Consider the following 17,219-nt stretch of genomic DNA (forward strand, 5'->3'; position numbering starts at 1 on the left):
ATCCCTTAACCCGAGCAAAATCAAAAATTACCACATTAAATTATTTTTTCTTCGGCGCCAGTACCATCACCATCTGACGACCCTCCATTTTAGGGTACTGTTCCACGGTACCGTGTTCCCCGAGATCAGCCATGACCCGTTCCATCATTTGCATGCCAATACCCTGATGCGCAATTTCACGCCCACGAAAACGTAACGTGATTTTGGTCTTATCACCTTCTCCTAGAAATCGAGTCAGGTTACGTAATTTGATATTGTAATCACCATCATCCGTGCCAGGCCTGAACTTGACTTCCTTTATCTGAATCTGCTTTTGTTTAAGCTTAGCCTCGTGCTGCTTCTTGCTCTCGGCATACTTGAACTTGCCAATATCCATGATACGACAAACCGGCGGCTCCGCCATCGGCGCAACTTCCACCAAATCCAAATCAGCCTCTTCAGCTAAGCGTAGCGCTTCCGCGACTGCCACAACACCGAGTGGCTCCCCTTCTACACCAACCAGCCGCACCTGAGGTGCTGTTATTTGCTCGTTAAGGCGTTGTTCTTTATCCTGAGCTATTGCAGTTTCTCCATCAAAAAATTAAACCGTACTACCCGCTTGCAGTTCCAATTGGAGGTGTTGTAATAACACCTCCATTGACATCTGCCCAAGATCCTCACCTTTTCGGGTTCGTACAGAAACTAAGTCAGCAGCCATTTCCTTATCGCCCACTATCAATTGATAAGGTAATTTTTGTAAGCTATATTCTCGTATTTTATAGGTAATTTTCTCATTGCGCAAATCCAAGTGCACACGAAACCCGGCTGCTCTCAAAGTTTCCGCAACTTGAGTAGCATAACCATTTTGTGCCTGTGAGATATTCACCACTGCCATCTGCACCGGTGACAACCACAGTGGGAAGGCCCCAGCATGGTGTTCGATAAGAATCCCCATAAAACGCTCTAAGGAGCCAAGAATAGCACGGTGCAGCATCACCGGCGCTTTGCGCGTGTTATCCTCATCCACATATTCCGCGCCCAAGCGTACCGGCAGATTAAAATCCAACTGAATGGTGCCGCATTGCCACACACGCCCCAGTGTGTCTTTCAAAGAGAATTCTATTTTCGGCCCATAGAATGCCCCTTCACCGGCTTGCAATTCATATTCCAGATTATTTTGACGTAATGCCGCAGCCAGTGCCGCCTCCGCCTTATCCCAAGTTTCATCGGAACCCACACGTTTCTCTGGGCGAGTCGAAAGCTTTACCAAAACATCATTGAAACCAAAATCTGCGTACACTTTTTGCAACATCACGATGAAATCCGCTACTTCACTTTCGATCTGACGTTCAGTACAGAAAACATGTGCATCATCCTGGGTAAAACCGCGCACACGCATCAAGCCATGCAGAGAACCAGACGGCTCGTTACGATGACAGGATCCAAATTCGGCCAGTCGCAAGGGTAACTCGCGATAACTGCGCAGGCCATAATTGAAAATCTGTACGTGCCCTGGACAATTCATCGGCTTCACCGCAAAATCCCGCGCCTCTGAATGGGTAGTGAACATATTGTCGTGATAATTTTCCCAATGTCCAGACTTCTCCCAGAGCGTGCGATCCATCATAGTTGGAGTGCGCACTTCCTGATAACCATACTCGCGGAACTTGACGCGCATGTAGTGCTCAACTACCTGCCATATGGCCCAGCCATTCGGATGCCAAAATACCATACCAGGTGCATCGTCTTGCATGTGGAACAAATTAAGCTGCTTGGCAAGTTTTCGATGATCACGTTTTTCCGCCTCTTCCAAGCGGTGTAGATAGGCATCAAGATCTTCCTTCTTAGCCCAGGCTGTACCATAAATACGCTGCAACATTGCATTGCGTTGATCGCCCCGCCAGTAAGCGCCAGCCACACTCATCAATTTGAACACCTTGAGCTTGCCAGTGGACGGCACATGCGGGCCACGGCACAGATCGGTGAAATCACCCTGAGTATAAAGTGACACGCCCTGCTCTACGGGAATAGATTCGATAATCTCCGCCTTGTAATGCTCACCTATGCTTTTGAAATAGGCCACCGCTTCATCGCGCGGTAGCTCTTTGCGCGTTACCGGAACATCGCGCTTGGCTAATTCCGCCATGCGTTTTTCAAGCGCCGCCAAATCATCTGGAGTAAACGGGCGTGCATAAGAAAAGTCATAGTAGAACCCGTTTTCAATCACCGGGCCAATAGTCACTTGAGCCTCGGGAAATAACTCCTTAACCGCGTAGGCCAGAAGGTGTGCAGTGGAATGGCGAATAATCTCTAGCCCGTCCTCGTCCTTATCGGTGATGATAGATAATTCTGCGTCAGAAAAAATAAGATGAGAGGTATCAACCAAATGCCCATCTACTTTTCCGGCTAACGCCGCACGCGCCAAGCCCGCGCCTATACTCTGTGCAACTTCGGCGACGGTAACGGGCTGCGCAAAACTGCGTTGCGAGCCATCTGGCAATGTAATACAAGGCATATTTAGATATCTATTAGTTAAAATAAAAGTAATGTACTCGCACCCTCAAATAAACCGCGTCATCCTCAAAGTGCGGCTAGAGCTATATTTATTATATTTATATTTTGTTAAGGGTGTGAATAATTTTGTATAAATGATCATATGGCAAAAGACTCCTGACTTTTAAAAGGAGTGAGCCAAGCCGAAGCAAGGAAAACACCCTCTTCTGATTAATCGGCCAACTACTGGCCCACTACCAAAAGCCTGCCGACCTTTTGGGTAAAGTTAATTTGCTCAAGCAATTCACCAAAATTGGCAGAAATCAAAACGTGCAGGGAATGAGAAACAAAAGATTGGAGGCTGAGGTTCAATCCCTGCGACAACGTTTTGGGGCAACCAAGCAGTTAGAGGCACAAACAATAAATTGAAAATTGAGCGCAAACAGCTAGTTCTGCGGCTACGGCGCGATTTATCTGAACCAAACCAGCGGTTGTCTGAGGTATTCTTGCCTTTGAGGAAACCTCCAGGCAATTTTATGAATCTGCAGGTAACATGATCGTGGATAAGACCAAAAGTGGCCTGCCTTCCAGTTCCCGATGCAAGGTTCCCGCAGCCAGAGTATCAAGAATATGCAGATATTCTGCTTTCGCCTGATACTTCTACGCCTATGTGCGAAGCGCGAAATCGGTCCAGATTTTCTAATACACGACAGCCATCTTTTTGATGAAATTAATGGCCATCAAATTAGTAGTATGTTGAAGATTGGGGTAGCAACGGCTCGTGAACTCGGATTTCAATAGACATTAACCATGAACGAGGACGATGCTTTCAAAGAGAAAACGGACGGATTTGATCTGCACGAATATATCCTACTTGTCGTTCTGACCGACGCAAAGGAGAGGGTGAACTCTTCAAATTTGGTTTCTAAAGTACCACCATGGAGGCCGTCGAACTCATCGACTCCCTACCACTCACTTCAAGACCGAGAGTGAGTATAAATATATGCGAATGCTGCCCAGCGTTTTTATCTTATCTATATTTTTTGTTATATATAAGCTGTATGAGAGGAATCATGCGTCATCAGAAAAATTATTGCGGAGATGTGGAAACAACTGAATAGCGCGACCTGTTGGTTACCGCCGGGAGCGATTATTGAAAGGGATATTTAGTGTAAGATGTTCAACTTTCTCACAAGGTGCTCTTGATAGTGCGTTCCGCAACTTCAATATTTATCCTTAAACCGGGTTATTGTTTTAGTGTCGGCAAGCCTTACGCCCATTGGACGTTGACCAAATGATATGCGCGCGTTGCAAAAGTATGAACGTGCGTCGTTCTTCGTGGAAGAAAAACGAAGATCACATGAACCACTTACTTTATGCGCCATACCGTTGCCGTGACTGCAAGCATCGATTCTTTAAATTCAGTGGGCCCTTCAAGCTTCCTGTCGCAGCCACCTTGGGTTTGCTTGCCGGCGTAGGTTTTCTTGTCACGATTTATCTACTATCCAAACCTGACCTTACCATCGCCTCTCCACACATCGCCCATGAAATAAAGCCAAGCAGAACGCTTATCCTCGAGAAAGCAAAACGGGGTAAAGCCGATGACCAATACGCTGCGGGCCTCATGTACATGCCAGGAGGCGAGTTCCCCATAAATTACAAGGAGGCACTGAAGTGGTTTGATTTGGCCGCCAAGCAGGGACATGCAGGGGCAGAATTCAATTTGGGTCTACTTTATAGAAATGGCCGTGGTGTATTGCAGGATTTCACGGCTGCCGCTCAATGGATTGAGAAAGCAGCCCACAAAGGTTATCCGGAAGCTCAATATCAGCTTGGAACATTTTACAAAACCGGTGAAGGCATCCAACGTGATCTAACACAAGCTTACGTCTGGTATAACCTCGCGTCCGCACAAGGCTATGAACCCGGCATTTCTGGACGAGATAATGTGGCAAATCTCATGAATGCAGCTGAAGTACTGAAAGCGCAAACGCTGTCGCGGAATTTCAAGCTAACGCCGTCCAATCATGGTGAGGACAAAACGCTTCCCAAGGATTTTTAACAGGTGCTCCTATCAAGTTATCTGCGCCACTTCTCGAACGGTTTGTGCGATGGTTTCCGCCCAGTGCCGAACTTTTTCACCATCCTCACCTTCCACCATCACACGTAACAACGGTTCGGTTCCAGAAGGCCTCAGCAATACTCTGCCACAACCATCAAGCGCCGTTTCGGCAGCCATCACCACTTCACGTATGCTGGCATGCGAAGAACAATCAGCCCCTCTGGCAACACGCACATTCAGTAATATTTGTGGATACAGTGTTAAATCTGAAACAGCTTGAGCCAGGGTCTGCTGGTTAACGCGAAGTGCATGCAATACTTGCAAGGCGGAGATGATGCCATCGCCCGTTGTGTGCCGATCGAGACAGATGATGTGGCCGGAATTTTCTCCGCCAAGTTGCCAGCCTTGTTGCAACATCGTTTCCATTACATGACGATCACCCACCTTGGCGCGCGCGAAGGGTACGTGCATGCGTTGCATGGCATGCTCGAAAGCCAGATTGGTCATTAGTGTTCCCACCACCCCGCCCTTAAGCGTACCCTGCACATGGCGGTGCTTGGCAATAATGTAGAGAAGCTGATCGCCATCGTACAAACATCCATCCGCGTCCACCATTACCAATCGGTCGCCGTCACCATCGAGGGCAATACCCAGATCGGCATGATGGTCTTTAACGGCTTGCTGCAAATTGGCTGGGGCAGTCGCACCATAACCGTCGTTGATGTTTATTCCATCCGGCTGCACACCGATAGTTATAACATCCGCACCCAGCTCGTGGAAAACATGTCGGGCAATGTGATAGCAAGCACCGTGCGCACAATCCACCACCAATTTCAAGCCACGCAAATCTAAATCGTAAGGAAAGCTACTCTTGCAAAACTCAATATAACGGCCTGCCGCATCTTGTAAGCGTTTGGCTTTGCCCAGCCTGGCCGAAGGCATGGTTTCTATTGATGTTTCCAGCCTGGCTTCGATGGCATATTCCGTTTCATCTGCTAGCTTGCTGCCTTGGCTGGAAAAAAACTTAATGCCATTATCCTCGAACAGATTATGCGAAGCAGAAATCACGATCCCCGCCTGCAAACGTAATGCACGAGTTAGATAAGCCACTGCAGGCGTTGGCACCGGTCCAGCCAGATAAACATCTACCCCAGCGGCAATCAAACCCGCCTGCAAAGCCGATTCAAGCAGATAGCCAGAAATACGCGTATCCTTGCCAATCAGTACTCCGGGATTTTCACCCCGTGATAAATGCCAATCTGCGGAAGCCAGCACTTTACCTGCGGAATAGCCCAAGTTCATAACAAATTCCGGCGTAATAGGATATTCACCCACCCGTCCGCGCACACCATCCGTACCAAAAAATTTTTTGCTCACAAGTCGATCCCCCTCACAGCGTTCAAAATTTTCAAGGCATCTACTGTGGCACGCACATCGTGCACGCGCACCATGCATGCTCCTCGCATCACTGCCAACAACGCTGCCGCTACGCTGGCATGTACTCGATGTTCTACGTCTTGGCCAGTAATTGTCCCCAGCATGGATTTACGCGATAACCCGGCTAATAGTGGTACACCCAGTACAGAAAATTTATCCAGATGCCTTAGCAGAGCGAGATTATGCGCCAAGGTTTTGTCAAAACCAAAACCCGGATCGACCATGATACGTTCCCGCGCGATGCCTGCCTTTTGCGCGGATACTATACGTGAACGCAAGAATTGAAGCACCTCTGCCACTACATCCTGATAGTGCGGCGGCTGCATAGCTTGGAGCGCGCCTTGTTTATGCATCAGGCACACCGCTACATCGCTGGCCGCCACGGCGGCCAGCGCATCCGGTTGTTGCAGCGCGTTGATATCATTGATCATGCTCGCTCCTGCCGCCAATGCCGAGCGCATCACTTCTGCTTTATAGGTATCAACTGAAAGAGGAACCGGGGCACCGTGCAAGCCTTCAATCACCGGCATGATGCGATCCAACTCTTCCTGCACGCTGATCGATAGCGCGCCGGGACGCGTGGATTCACCGCCTATGTCGAGAAGGTCAGCGCCTTCTTGAATCAGTTGATGTGCATGAATAAGCGCTGCATCATGTTGCGAATGACGCCCGCCATCATAGAATGAGTCGGGGGTGATATTGACGATGCCCATAACCAAAGTGCGGGACAAGTCCAACTTGAATGAGCCACAATGGAGAAGCATGTGATAGGTGAAGTAAAGGATAAAAGGGAAAATGGGAACATCTAAAAGCGCGGAAACATGCACCCCACCCCTTTCCCTTAAATCATCCTTCTCAGCTTTTCAAGCTCCCGGCGCTGGCTGAGGAGCAGATGGAGTTCCCGATGCTGTCGGTGCTGCATCCTGGGGCGGCTGGGCATCTTTGCTCGACTGAATGACCTTGGGCGGACGTGGCGGTTTACCGGCCATAATATCGTCGAGCTGGTCGGAATCCAAAGTTTCAAATTCAAGCAGTGCTTTCGCCATCGCTTCGACTTTGTCCCGATTGGCTTCGATCAGCCCTCGAGCCAATGCATACTGCTGGTCTATAATGCGGCGAATTTCCTCATCCACTTTCTGCATGGTAGCTTCTGAAACATTCTTGTGGGTAGTCACAGAGCGCCCAAGAAATACCTCGCCTTCGTTTTCGCCATATACCATCGTCCCCAAGGCTTCCGACATACCCCATTGTGTTACCATGCGGCGTGCCATTTCAGTGGCACGCTCAAAGTCATTGGAAGCTCCGGTAGTCATTTGGTGCATGAAAATCTCTTCCGCAATACGACCGCCGAACAATACCGCAAGCGTATCAAGGATCCGATTCTTATCCATGCTGTAACGATCTTCCGCTGGCAACTGCATGGTCAACCCCAACGCACGTCCACGCGGAATGATAGTAACCTTGTGAACCGGATCAGTTTTTGGCAGCAACTTTGCCACCACCGCGTGGCCGGATTCATGGTAAGCGGTGTTGCGACGTTCCTCCTCTGGCATGACAACTGAGCGGCGTTCCGCACCCATCATGATCTTATCCTTGGCTGCCTCGAAATCGTCCATTTCGACGAATCGCTTGCTGCGTCGTGCGGCAAACAACGCCGCCTCGTTTACCAGATTCGCCAGGTCAGCCCCAGACATACCAGGTGTACCACGCGCCAAAATATCGGCTTTCACGTCAGGCGCAATAGGCACTTTGCGCATGTGCACCATCAGAATCTGTTCGCGGCCACGAATATCCGGCAACGGCACTACTACTTGGCGATCAAAACGGCCCGGACGCAACAGTGCTGAGTCGAGTACATCGGGACGATTGGTCGCAGCGATTACAATCACGCCGCTGGCTCCTTCAAAACCATCCATTTCCACTAGCAACGCATTCAGGGTTTGTTCACGCTCATCATTGCCGCCGCCCAAGCCAGCACCGCGCTGGCGACCGACGGCATCAATTTCATCAATGAAGACAATGCACGGCGCCTGTTTCTTAGCTTGCTCGAACATGTCGCGCACGCGCGCCGCGCCCACGCCGACAAACATTTCTACAAAATCAGATCCAGAGATTGAAAAGAACGGTACATTAGCCTCACCCGCAATGGCCTTTGCCAGCAACGTTTTGCCGGTGCCGGGGCTACCCAGCAGCAACACCCCGCGCGGAATGCGGCCGCCCAAATTTTGAAATTTGGTTGGGTCGCGCAGGAAATCTACAATCTCGGATACTTCTTCCTTGGCCTCATCGCAACCTGCCACATCGGCAAAGGTAACACGTTCTTTAGTCTCGTCCAGCATGCGCGCCTTGCTCTTGCCAAAAGAGAAAAGCCCCCCCCCTTTACCGCCGCCTTGCATCTGGCGCATGAAAAAAACCCACACGCCAATGAGCAGCAGCATCGGGAACCACGAAACAAAAATACTCATCAGAAAAGATTGCTCTTCTTCCGGCTTGGCCTCAATCGTAACACCGTTCTTGATCAAGTCAGATACCAACCACAAATCTTGCGGCGCATAGCTGCTGATGCGCTTGCCATCGTTAGTAACAGCCTTGAGCATGCGTCCTTCGATAGTTACCTTGGTAATACTCCCCAGCCTGACTTCTTCCAGAAAGCGCGAGTAATCCACCTGCGTCTGCGAGGTCTGCTGCTGGCGCGTGTTGAATTGATTGAATACGGTCATCAGCACCAACGCCACGACCATCCAAATTCCGATACTCTTAAACAAGTTGTTCAAAGTTACTCCTTAACCCAGCGCATAGTCGCTACCATGCGTCCATTAAACTACGTCTGGCCCGATTACTCAAGGGCACCACTATAAATCCAACAATATTGCAATACTGCGTTGATCTACAGATTTTACCGCTTACATGTTAAACATACTGCCTGTTAAACTTAACTCGCGTCTTGTCTCAATTTAGAAAGTTGAATTTTCAAATGTACTCTCAAATTTTGAAGTTCCCAAGAGATACAGTTCATTACTTCGATCACGCGAAGAGTCTGGCTTACGCGTCACCACTCGAGCAAAGTAACTACGCATCAACTTAATATAGTCCTCAAAACCTACGCCTTGAAACACTTTCACCAGAAATGTGCCGCTTGGTTGCAAATGGCGTAATGAAAAGTCCAGCGCCAGTTCCGCCAAATGCATAGCACGTGCCTGATCGCTTATGTTGATGCCACTAATATTGGGGGACATATCAGAAATTACAAGTCCAATTTTCTTGCCACCCAGCTTGCTCTCAATTTGTGCCATCACACTGTCGTCGCGGAAATCACCTTGAATAAACTCTACGCCATGTATCGGGTGCAATGGCAACAGGTCGACTGCAATTACCTTGCCCCCTTCAGCCACCTTGATGGCAGCGACTTGCGACCAGCCGCCAGGGGCCGCACCCAAGTCAACCACCACCATACCACGTTTGAGTAGCCGGTCACGCTCATCAATTTCTAATAATTTATATGCCGCACGCGAACGGTAACCTTCCTTCTGCGCACGCTGCACATATGAATCATTAACATGTTCATGCATCCATTGTTTACTACTTTTAGATCGCTTCATCGTTTAAAATGTCAGCCTTATCAGGAGCCAATAAAATTGCTAACACTAACTGTATTACAACGCCAAAACCTCAAAGCGCGCGCTCATCCGCTTAAACCCACCGTCATGATTGGATCAGCAGGATTAACCCCCACCGTACTGGGAGAAATCTCCTGCGCCTTGAAAAGCCATGAATTAATCAAAATCAGGGTTATGAATGAGGATCGAGAAGCACGCTTAGTTATCTTGGAACAAATTTGCACACAATTGAACGCAGTAGCGGTGCAACATATTGGCAAAATCCTGGTGATATATCAACCACAAGAAGATGTACCCGAGAGGAAACCTGCACAACACAAAGGCAAGCGGCTCAGCAAAAAACAGTTGGGTAGCCGCTAAATTTCCCGGCCTTATAATTACGTCCTGCCACCTCTTGTGTAGAGGTGAGCGAGCAGCCATACCGCTCTTCCCAGATGCTTGAAAGGTCACTAGCAGCGCAAAACACTTATCTGCGTTTTTCTTATCCCTACCAAAGGTGCTTGGAAGACTTAAATATATTGCACATTCACGATCTCATATTCGCGAACACCGCCTGGAGCTTGAACTTCAGCTACATCTCCACTGTACTTACCGATCAGTGCCCGTGCAATTGGAGAGCTGATGGAAATCTTACCCTGCCTAATATCAGCTTCATCATCTCCGACAATCTGATAAGTCACCACATCGCCGCTTGCGAGATCTTCCAGCCTCACGGTCGCGCCAAACACACAACGGCCGTCCGCATTGATGGTCTTTGGATCTATTACTTGAGCATTACCCAGCTTGCTTCCCAACTCTAGAATGCGCCCCTCAACAAAACTTTGACGCTCTTTAGCCGCTTCATATTCAGCATTTTCAGACAAATCCCCTTGCGCGCGCGCTTCGGAAATGGCATTTATCACCCATGGGCGATCAACGGTTTTCAAATGATGCAGTTCGTTACGCAATAGTTCAGCACCTACCACGGTTAATGGAATCTTGCTCATACTGATTCTTCCTTCTTATGTTCTTAATGGATCAGACGCTGATGCTGCGTCTGCAAGTCATACACATGTAATTCAGCGATGTGCTGCATGCCCAAACAAGCTGCGCGCGCACCTGCCAGAGTTGTGTAATAAGTCACCCGTTTTTGCAATGCGGCATGACGGATAGAATAAGAATCTTGCATCGCGCTACGCTTACTATCCACGGTGTTAATAATCAGGCTGATTTCGCCGTTCTTGATCATATCCACGATGTGCGGACGACCTTCTGCCACCTTGTTCGCCACAGCTACAGCAACACCCGCGGCCGCTAATACCGTAGCGGTACCACGCGTGGCCAACACAGCAAAGCCCATATCGCGCAGGCTCTTGGCAATTTCCACGGCACCCAATTTATCCGCACCACGCACACTGATAAACACCTTGCCGGTGGAGGGTAATTTCACTCCCGCCGCCAATTGCGATTTAACAAAAGCTTCCGCAAAGGTGTCGCCCACACCCATTACCTCCCCCGTGGATTTCATTTCCGGGCCAAGAATGATATCCACACCGGGGAATTTAATAAATGGAAACACCGCCTCCTTGACCGAATAATATGATGGAATAACTTCTTTAGTCACGCCCTGCTGCGCCAAAGTTTTACCAACCATACAACGTGCAGCCACCTTGGCCAGCGGAATTCCAGTAGCTTTGGACACGAAGGGCACGGTACGTGAGGCGCGCGGATTTACTTCAAGTACAAATACAGATTCACCCTGAATGGCATACTGTACATTCATCAGGCCGACTACATTCAGCGCTCTGGCCATCGCCTTGGTCTGGCGGCGCAACTCATCCTGGAGCTGTGGCGACAAACTAAAAGGTGGTAAGGAACAGGCCGAGTCACCAGAATGTACCCCCGCCTCTTCAATGTGCTCCATAATGCCGCCGACCAGCACATCTGTACCGTCACTTACCGCATCCACATCTACCTCAATCGCATCATTAAGAAAGCGGTCGAGCAAAATCGGCATGCGTTCTGGAAAAATATTGGCGCTCTCCACTGCCTCGCGCATATAACGTTCCAAATCAGGCTGAGAATGAACAATCTCCATGGCACGCCCACCCAATACATTGCTGGGCCGCATCACCAGCGGGTAGCCAATCTCTTGCGCTGCCAGCACCGCCTGTTCCGACGTGCTGACCGTCCGATTAGGCGGTTGTTTTAAGTCCAATTGCTGCAACATCACACGGAAACGCGCACGGTCTTCCGCACAGTCGATCATGTCTGGCGTGGTGCCTATAATGGGCACACCGTTTTTCTCTAAGCCACGCGCCAGCTTCAACGGCGTCTGGCCCCCAAACTGCACGATCACACCAGCCGGCTTTTCCACAGCCACAATTTCCAGCACATCTTCCAACGTCAGCGGTTCGAAATACAGACGATCGGACGTATCATAATCAGTAGACACAGTCTCTGGATTACAATTAACCATGATGGTCTCATAGCCATCCTCACGCAACGCCAGCGCGGCATGCACACAGCAATAATCGAACTCGATTCCTTGACCAATACGATTAGGCCCACCACCCAGCACCATAATTTTTTTTCTGGTTGTAGGCTGTGCTTCACATTCCTCTTCATAGGTAGAATACATATAGGCAGTATCGGTAGCGAATTCAGCAGCACAAGTGTCCACCCGCTTGAACACCGGACGGATGCCCAGCGCACGGCGGCAAGCACGCACAGCAGCTGCATCACTTCCCAGCAACTTGGCCAAACGTTTATCCGAAAACCCCTTGCGTTTTAATCCACGCAATTCCCCCATATCCAGACTACCCAGCGTACGGCCCACCAGCGCAATTTCGCGCTTGATCAGGTCTTCGATCTGCACCAGGAACCAAGGGTCAATTTTGCTTAAGCCGAACACCTCTTCCAGTGTCATGCCCATGCGGAAAGCATCTCCCACATACCAGATGCGGTCCGGCCCTGGTGCGCCCAATTCAGCGGCAATCAACTCATGATCGGTTGTTTTTCCGTCTAGTCCATCCACCCCCACTTCCAGCCCACGTAGCGCCTTCTGAAACGATTCCTGAAAAGTGCGACCAATTGCCATCACTTCGCCCACTGATTTCATCTGTGTCGTTAAACGGTCATTGGCCTGCGTGAATTTCTCAAAAGCGAAACGTGGAATCTTGGTCACAACGTAATCTATTGTCGGCTCAAATGAAGCTGGAGTTGCCCCGCCCGTAATTTCATTCTTCAACTCATCCAGCGTGTATCCTACCGCCAGCTTCGCCGCCACTTTGGCAATTGGAAATCCAGTGGCCTTGGATGCCAGCGCCGAAGAACGCGATACGCGCGGATTCATCTCAATGACCACCATATGCCCATTTTCAGGATTAATGGCAAACTGTACGTTAGAGCCGCCCGTATCCACGCCAATTTCACGTAACACCGCAATGCTCGCATTGCGCATGATCTGGTATTCCTTGTCGGTCAGCGTCTGCGCTGGTGCCACAGTGATGGAGTCGCCAGTGTGCACACCCATCGGATCTAAATTTTCAATCGAGCAGACAATTATGCAGTTATCGGCGCGGTCACGCACCACTTCCATTTCGAACTCTTTCCAACCAAGCAGTGACTCTTCAATCAATAATTCCTTAGTGGGGCTAGCCTCCAGACCGCGCTCACAAATCTCTACGAACTCTTCACGATTATAAGCAATACCGCCGCCCGAGCCACCCATGGTAAAGGATGGACGGATAACTGTAGGAAAGCCCATCACCTGCTGCACCTGCAACGCCTCTTCCATACTATGCGCAATCGCCGAGCGCGCCGAGGCCAAGCCAATACGCGTCATCGCCTGCTTAAATTTTTCGCGGTCTTCCGCCATGTCGATGGCCTCGCGCGATGCGCCTATCATTTCCACACCGTACTTTTCCAGCACACCGTATTTAGCCAAATCTAGCGCGCAATTCAACGCGGTCTGTCCACCCATAGTAGGCAAGATCGCTTCCGGCCTTTCCTTGGCAATGATTTTTTCCACTATCCGCCAAGTGATCGGCTCAATATAGGTAGCATCCGCCATGTTTGGATCGGTCATGATGGTGGCCGGATTCGAATTCACCAAAATCACGCGATAACCTTCTTCACGTAACGCCTTACACGCCTGTACACCGGAATAATCAAATTCACACGCCTGTCCGATGATGATGGGACCCGCTCCGATGATCAGGATAGATTTTATGTCAGTACGTTTAGGCATATCAGGAACTCTTGCGCATCAGCGCCACGAAGCGATCAAACAAATAATCCACATCATGTGGGCCGGGGCTGGCTTCAGGATGACCTTGGAAACAGAACGCAGGCTTATCGGTCAACTCGAAGCCCTGTAACGTGCCATCGAACAGCGACACATGTGTCACACGTGCATTCGCCGGCAAGGTCGTCGCATCCACTGCAAAACCGTGGTTCTGACTGGTAATCATCACATGTTTACTCTGCAGGTCCTGAACCGGATGGTTTGCGCCTCGATGACCGAGTTTCATTTTCACCGTCTTAGCTCCCACTGCCAAGCTAAGAATCTGATGTCCCAGACAAATGCCGAACAACGGCACACCCACACGTAAAAATTGCTGCGTTGCCGCAATAGCATAATTGCACGGCTCAGGATCCCCCGGGCCATTTGGCAGTAACACTCCGTCCGGTTTGAGCGCCAATACATCTTCGGCACTGGTCTTAGCGGGCACAACTGTGATCTTGCAGCCGCGTTCGGCCAGCTTGCGCAGAATATTGTGCTTAGTGCCAAAGTCATATGCCACCACATGGAACTCGGAGCGCTCATTATTGCGGTAACCGTCCTTCAAATCCCACTCTCGTTGCGTCCAATCGTAATACTTTTCACAAGAGGCATGCTGCGCCAGATCCATTCCACCTAGCCCCACAAAGTCGCGCGCCGCATGTAGCGCCGCCCCCTCATCTATACCGGTGGCAATGCAGCCGTTCTGAGCACCCTTTTCGCGCAGAATGCGCGTTAACTTACGGGTGTCAATATCGGAAATTGCCACTATTTTATTGGCTTTAAGGTAATCAGACAGCGATTGGGTGCTGCGCCAGTTGCTCACCGTCAAGGACAAATCACGGATCACCAGTCCGCTGGCAAACACTTGGCGCGATTCTTCGTCCTCAACATTCATGCCCACATTGCCGATGTGAGGATAAGTCAGAGTGACAATTTGTTTAAAGTAAGATGGGTCAGTAAGAATTTCCTGGTAGCCGGTCATCGAGGTATTAAACACCACCTCGCCCACGCACATGCCAGAAACGCCAATGGCAGTACCACGAAACACCGTCCCATCGGCAAGCACAAGAATGGCAGGGTTCGTTTGCGACACCAGATCTCTCCAAGGTAGCTATTAGTCTTAACATTTCATAAATTCGCGTGATGATCGCGCAAGATTTTACGAGTTGGGAAATTTCCCCATCCCAGCGAACCTTACTTACTTGATTAGCCAGCTTTGTGAACGAACCAGGCTAAACACCCGATAGAACAACACCTTGCATGGCAACCAAAAAACCAAAGCGAGTACACGCCAATTTATGAAACATTCGGGCTAACAGCTCAGATGACATAAAGAAGCGGGACGAACCGATCGTTCATCCCGCCATTATTTTTTTGAATTATACCTCATAGCGAGGGGGGTATCAAATGCGAAACCTAATCTATCGGCTTAACTGAATTCACAGTCACCTGGTAAATAATCAGGCCACAGCCAGGGCTTTATTAATCACTACCCGCAGTTCTGAAGTAAAGTTGCATTTCAATGCCGTTATGTGACCTTTCTCGGACATTTTTTTCCAAGTTTTGCGGAGAATATTGAGCAGTTTTTCTTCTTCAAAATAACTATATTTATTAACAAACTCTACCAGATAATACTGAAGGAACACTAAGCCAACGACGTCTTCCAATATCTGGCTTTCCGGGTTGGTTTTAAGCTTTTCTTTGCGCAACAGCGCTTGTACATTAGCAATCATTTCCTCGTTGTAACCTACCTCGCGCATAATTCCACCAGTAATTTCACCGTGAAATTTAAACAATTCCATGCGCCAACATTTATAGCCTACCTTATCCATCGGATAATTGTCGCGTGCGATTTTCCAGCGGCAGATATGCTGACAACGCGCTGCCAGTTGTAATATTTCAGATGCATCAGGCTCAAAATGCTTAAGCATGGCAGTCATGCGTTTAGAATAGAGTAGTTCTTTGGGATAAATCAAACCCTCAAAAACATCTTGATTAGGATCAGCAGCGTTAGCGGCATCAAATTTGACAAACGCTTGTTCAAAGCGGGGGAAATTAGCGATCATGTTGCTATCTTTAGCATCTCAACACAATATTAAGCAAAATGATTGTGCTAAATATTAATTATTCTCTGTTGAAGAAGCGCACTACCTAAGCACTTACTTCAACCCAAGCACATCCTGCATGTCATACATCCCAGCCGCATTGACTTGCAAAAAACGTGCGGCGCGTAGCGCACCAAGAGCAAAAGTAGCGCGACTACTAGCCTTGTGAGTAATCTCGATACGTTCGCCGATGCCTGCAAATAGTACAGTATGGTCTCCCACAATGTCGCCACCGCGCACGGTGGCGAAGCCAATGGTGGACGGATCGCGTTCACCTGTAACACCTTCACGACCATATACAGCGCATTTAGCAAGATCGCGCCCCAGCGTTTTTGCAATTACTTCTCCCATGCCCAGCGCGGTTCCGGAGGGTGCATCTACTTTGTGACGGTGATGTGCTTCGATGATTTCAATATCATAGCCATGGCTTAACACTTTGGACGCCATTTCCAGCAACTTGAAGGTAAGATTTACGCCTACGCTCATGTTGGGAGCAAACACGATACCGATATGCTGCGCTGCCGCACCCAACTGCGCCTTTTGCTGCGCAGAAAGACCGGTGGTGCCGATAACCATCGGCACGCCGAGCTTTATACATACTCCAAGGTGATGCATCGTCCCTTCCGGGCGAGTAAAATCAATCAGCACATTCGCGCCTTGCAGAGCATCCTCCACATCATCGGTAATCCTCACGCCGCATGCGCTACCAGCCAACTCGCCTGCATTCTTCCCCAACTGCGGACTGGAAGTATGTTCCAAAGCCGCATGTAATGTCAGATCATCCGACTGTAGTATGCCTTCTAGCAAAGCCTTGCCCATTCGCCCGCTACAACCGGCAATTGCGATTTTTATTTTATTCATCGCTACTCCTTGAATATTTTCCAGGGCTAATTCTCGCCGGCCGGTTCAGCCGATACAGGCACGACCATCGCCGGTAGCGCGGGCATATTGCCATCGTCAATACGAGTTAGGGAGTCCCCCTCAAAATATAGCGTCATACGTTGCTTTTCAAGCAACTTACCCTTTTTTTCGAGCCGATAGACATAATCCCAACGGCTAGCATGAAAGGCATCATTGACCAATGGCGTGCCCAGGATAGCCTGCACCTGCAATCGCGTCATACCCAACTTGAGCTTATGACGCATCTCAGGAGTAACCATATTGCCTTGATTAATTTCCATCTTGTGAGCAGTGAACGAGGGTAGCTTAGGCATAGTTATTCCACTGCACGAAACGAGCAACGCAGAAACAACAATCAA

Annotated in this window: 14 protein-coding genes and 1 pseudogene; 3 read left to right on the forward strand and 12 right to left on the reverse strand. The window is 49.4% G+C overall.

Going from position 1 to position 17,219, the window contains the following annotated elements; translation table 11 throughout:
* Positions 1-40: 40 nt before the first annotated feature.
* Both infC and thrS read right to left on the reverse strand, forming a co-directional pair.
* A complete protein-coding gene (infC, locus tag MKZ32_RS11865; protein WP_239798145.1) occupies positions 41-559 on the reverse strand; it encodes a translation initiation factor IF-3 in 519 nt (172 codons plus the stop codon).
* A 21-nt stretch (positions 560-580) separates the two neighbouring features.
* Complete coding sequence (thrS, locus tag MKZ32_RS11870) at positions 581-2,494, reverse strand: threonine--tRNA ligase (RefSeq protein ID WP_239797458.1); 1,914 nt, start codon at positions 2,492-2,494, stop codon at positions 581-583.
* A gap of 569 nt (positions 2,495-3,063) precedes the next feature.
* Here thrS and MKZ32_RS15500 point away from each other — a divergent pair.
* Together MKZ32_RS15500 and MKZ32_RS11875 are read left to right on the forward strand one after the other, a co-directional pair.
* A pseudogene (locus MKZ32_RS15500) lies at positions 3,064-3,273 on the forward strand (DUF2326 domain-containing protein); the annotation flags it as partial.
* A 559-nt stretch (positions 3,274-3,832) separates the two neighbouring features.
* Positions 3,833-4,534: a tetratricopeptide repeat protein gene (locus MKZ32_RS11875; protein WP_239797459.1), complete on the forward strand. Its 702-nt coding sequence runs from the start codon at positions 3,833-3,835 to the stop codon at positions 4,532-4,534.
* A 12-nt stretch (positions 4,535-4,546) separates the two neighbouring features.
* Here the strand turns inward: MKZ32_RS11875 and glmM are convergent, their stop codons facing one another.
* The 4 genes from glmM to rlmE form a co-directional block, all read right to left on the reverse strand.
* Positions 4,547-5,911 carry a phosphoglucosamine mutase gene (gene glmM, locus MKZ32_RS11880; RefSeq protein WP_239797460.1) on the reverse strand — a complete coding sequence of 455 codons (1,365 nt, stop codon included), beginning with the start codon at positions 5,909-5,911 and terminating at the stop codon, positions 4,547-4,549.
* Positions 5,908-6,735, reverse strand: a complete 828-nt coding sequence (gene folP, locus MKZ32_RS11885; protein ID WP_239797461.1) for a dihydropteroate synthase — start codon at positions 6,733-6,735, stop codon at positions 5,908-5,910. The genes glmM and folP overlap by 4 nt, the downstream gene beginning before the upstream one ends.
* A gap of 99 nt (positions 6,736-6,834) precedes the next feature.
* Positions 6,835-8,745: an ATP-dependent zinc metalloprotease FtsH gene (gene ftsH / locus MKZ32_RS11890; protein ID WP_239797462.1), complete on the reverse strand. Its 1,911-nt coding sequence runs from the start codon at positions 8,743-8,745 to the stop codon at positions 6,835-6,837.
* Between the two features lie 180 nt (positions 8,746-8,925).
* On the reverse strand, positions 8,926-9,570 hold the full coding sequence (gene rlmE, locus MKZ32_RS11895; protein WP_239797463.1) for a 23S rRNA (uridine(2552)-2'-O)-methyltransferase RlmE: 645 nt from the start codon (positions 9,568-9,570) through the stop codon (positions 8,926-8,928).
* Positions 9,571-9,606: 36 nt separating this feature from the next.
* On the opposite strand from rlmE, the gene yhbY reads away from it, so the two are divergent.
* Positions 9,607-9,948, forward strand: a complete 342-nt coding sequence (gene yhbY, locus MKZ32_RS11900) for a ribosome assembly RNA-binding protein YhbY (RefSeq protein ID WP_239797464.1) — start codon at positions 9,607-9,609, stop codon at positions 9,946-9,948.
* Between the two features lie 149 nt (positions 9,949-10,097).
* On the opposite strand, the gene greA is transcribed toward yhbY, so the two are convergent.
* The 6 genes from greA to MKZ32_RS11930 form a co-directional block, all read right to left on the reverse strand.
* Positions 10,098-10,574, reverse strand: a complete 477-nt coding sequence (gene greA, locus MKZ32_RS11905) for a transcription elongation factor GreA (RefSeq protein ID WP_239797465.1) — start codon at positions 10,572-10,574, stop codon at positions 10,098-10,100.
* Between the two features lie 23 nt (positions 10,575-10,597).
* Positions 10,598-13,819: a carbamoyl-phosphate synthase large subunit gene (gene carB, locus MKZ32_RS11910; protein WP_239797466.1), complete on the reverse strand. Its 3,222-nt coding sequence runs from the start codon at positions 13,817-13,819 to the stop codon at positions 10,598-10,600.
* Between the two features lies 1 nt (position 13,820).
* Entirely contained in the window at positions 13,821-14,948 is a 1,128-nt protein-coding gene (gene carA, locus MKZ32_RS11915; protein WP_239797467.1) for a glutamine-hydrolyzing carbamoyl-phosphate synthase small subunit, read from the reverse strand.
* Between the two features lie 367 nt (positions 14,949-15,315).
* Entirely contained in the window at positions 15,316-15,921 is a 606-nt protein-coding gene (locus MKZ32_RS11920) for a DUF4202 domain-containing protein (RefSeq protein WP_239797468.1), read from the reverse strand.
* A 93-nt stretch (positions 15,922-16,014) separates the two neighbouring features.
* Entirely contained in the window at positions 16,015-16,821 is an 807-nt protein-coding gene (dapB, locus tag MKZ32_RS11925; protein WP_239797469.1) for a 4-hydroxy-tetrahydrodipicolinate reductase, read from the reverse strand.
* Between the two features lie 26 nt (positions 16,822-16,847).
* Positions 16,848-17,174, reverse strand: a complete 327-nt coding sequence (locus MKZ32_RS11930; protein WP_239797470.1) for an outer membrane protein assembly factor BamE — start codon at positions 17,172-17,174, stop codon at positions 16,848-16,850.
* Positions 17,175-17,219: the final 45 nt, after the last annotated feature.

Source organism: Candidatus Nitrotoga arctica (assembly GCF_918378365.1).
Lineage (GTDB): Bacteria > Pseudomonadota > Gammaproteobacteria > Burkholderiales > Gallionellaceae > Nitrotoga > Nitrotoga arctica.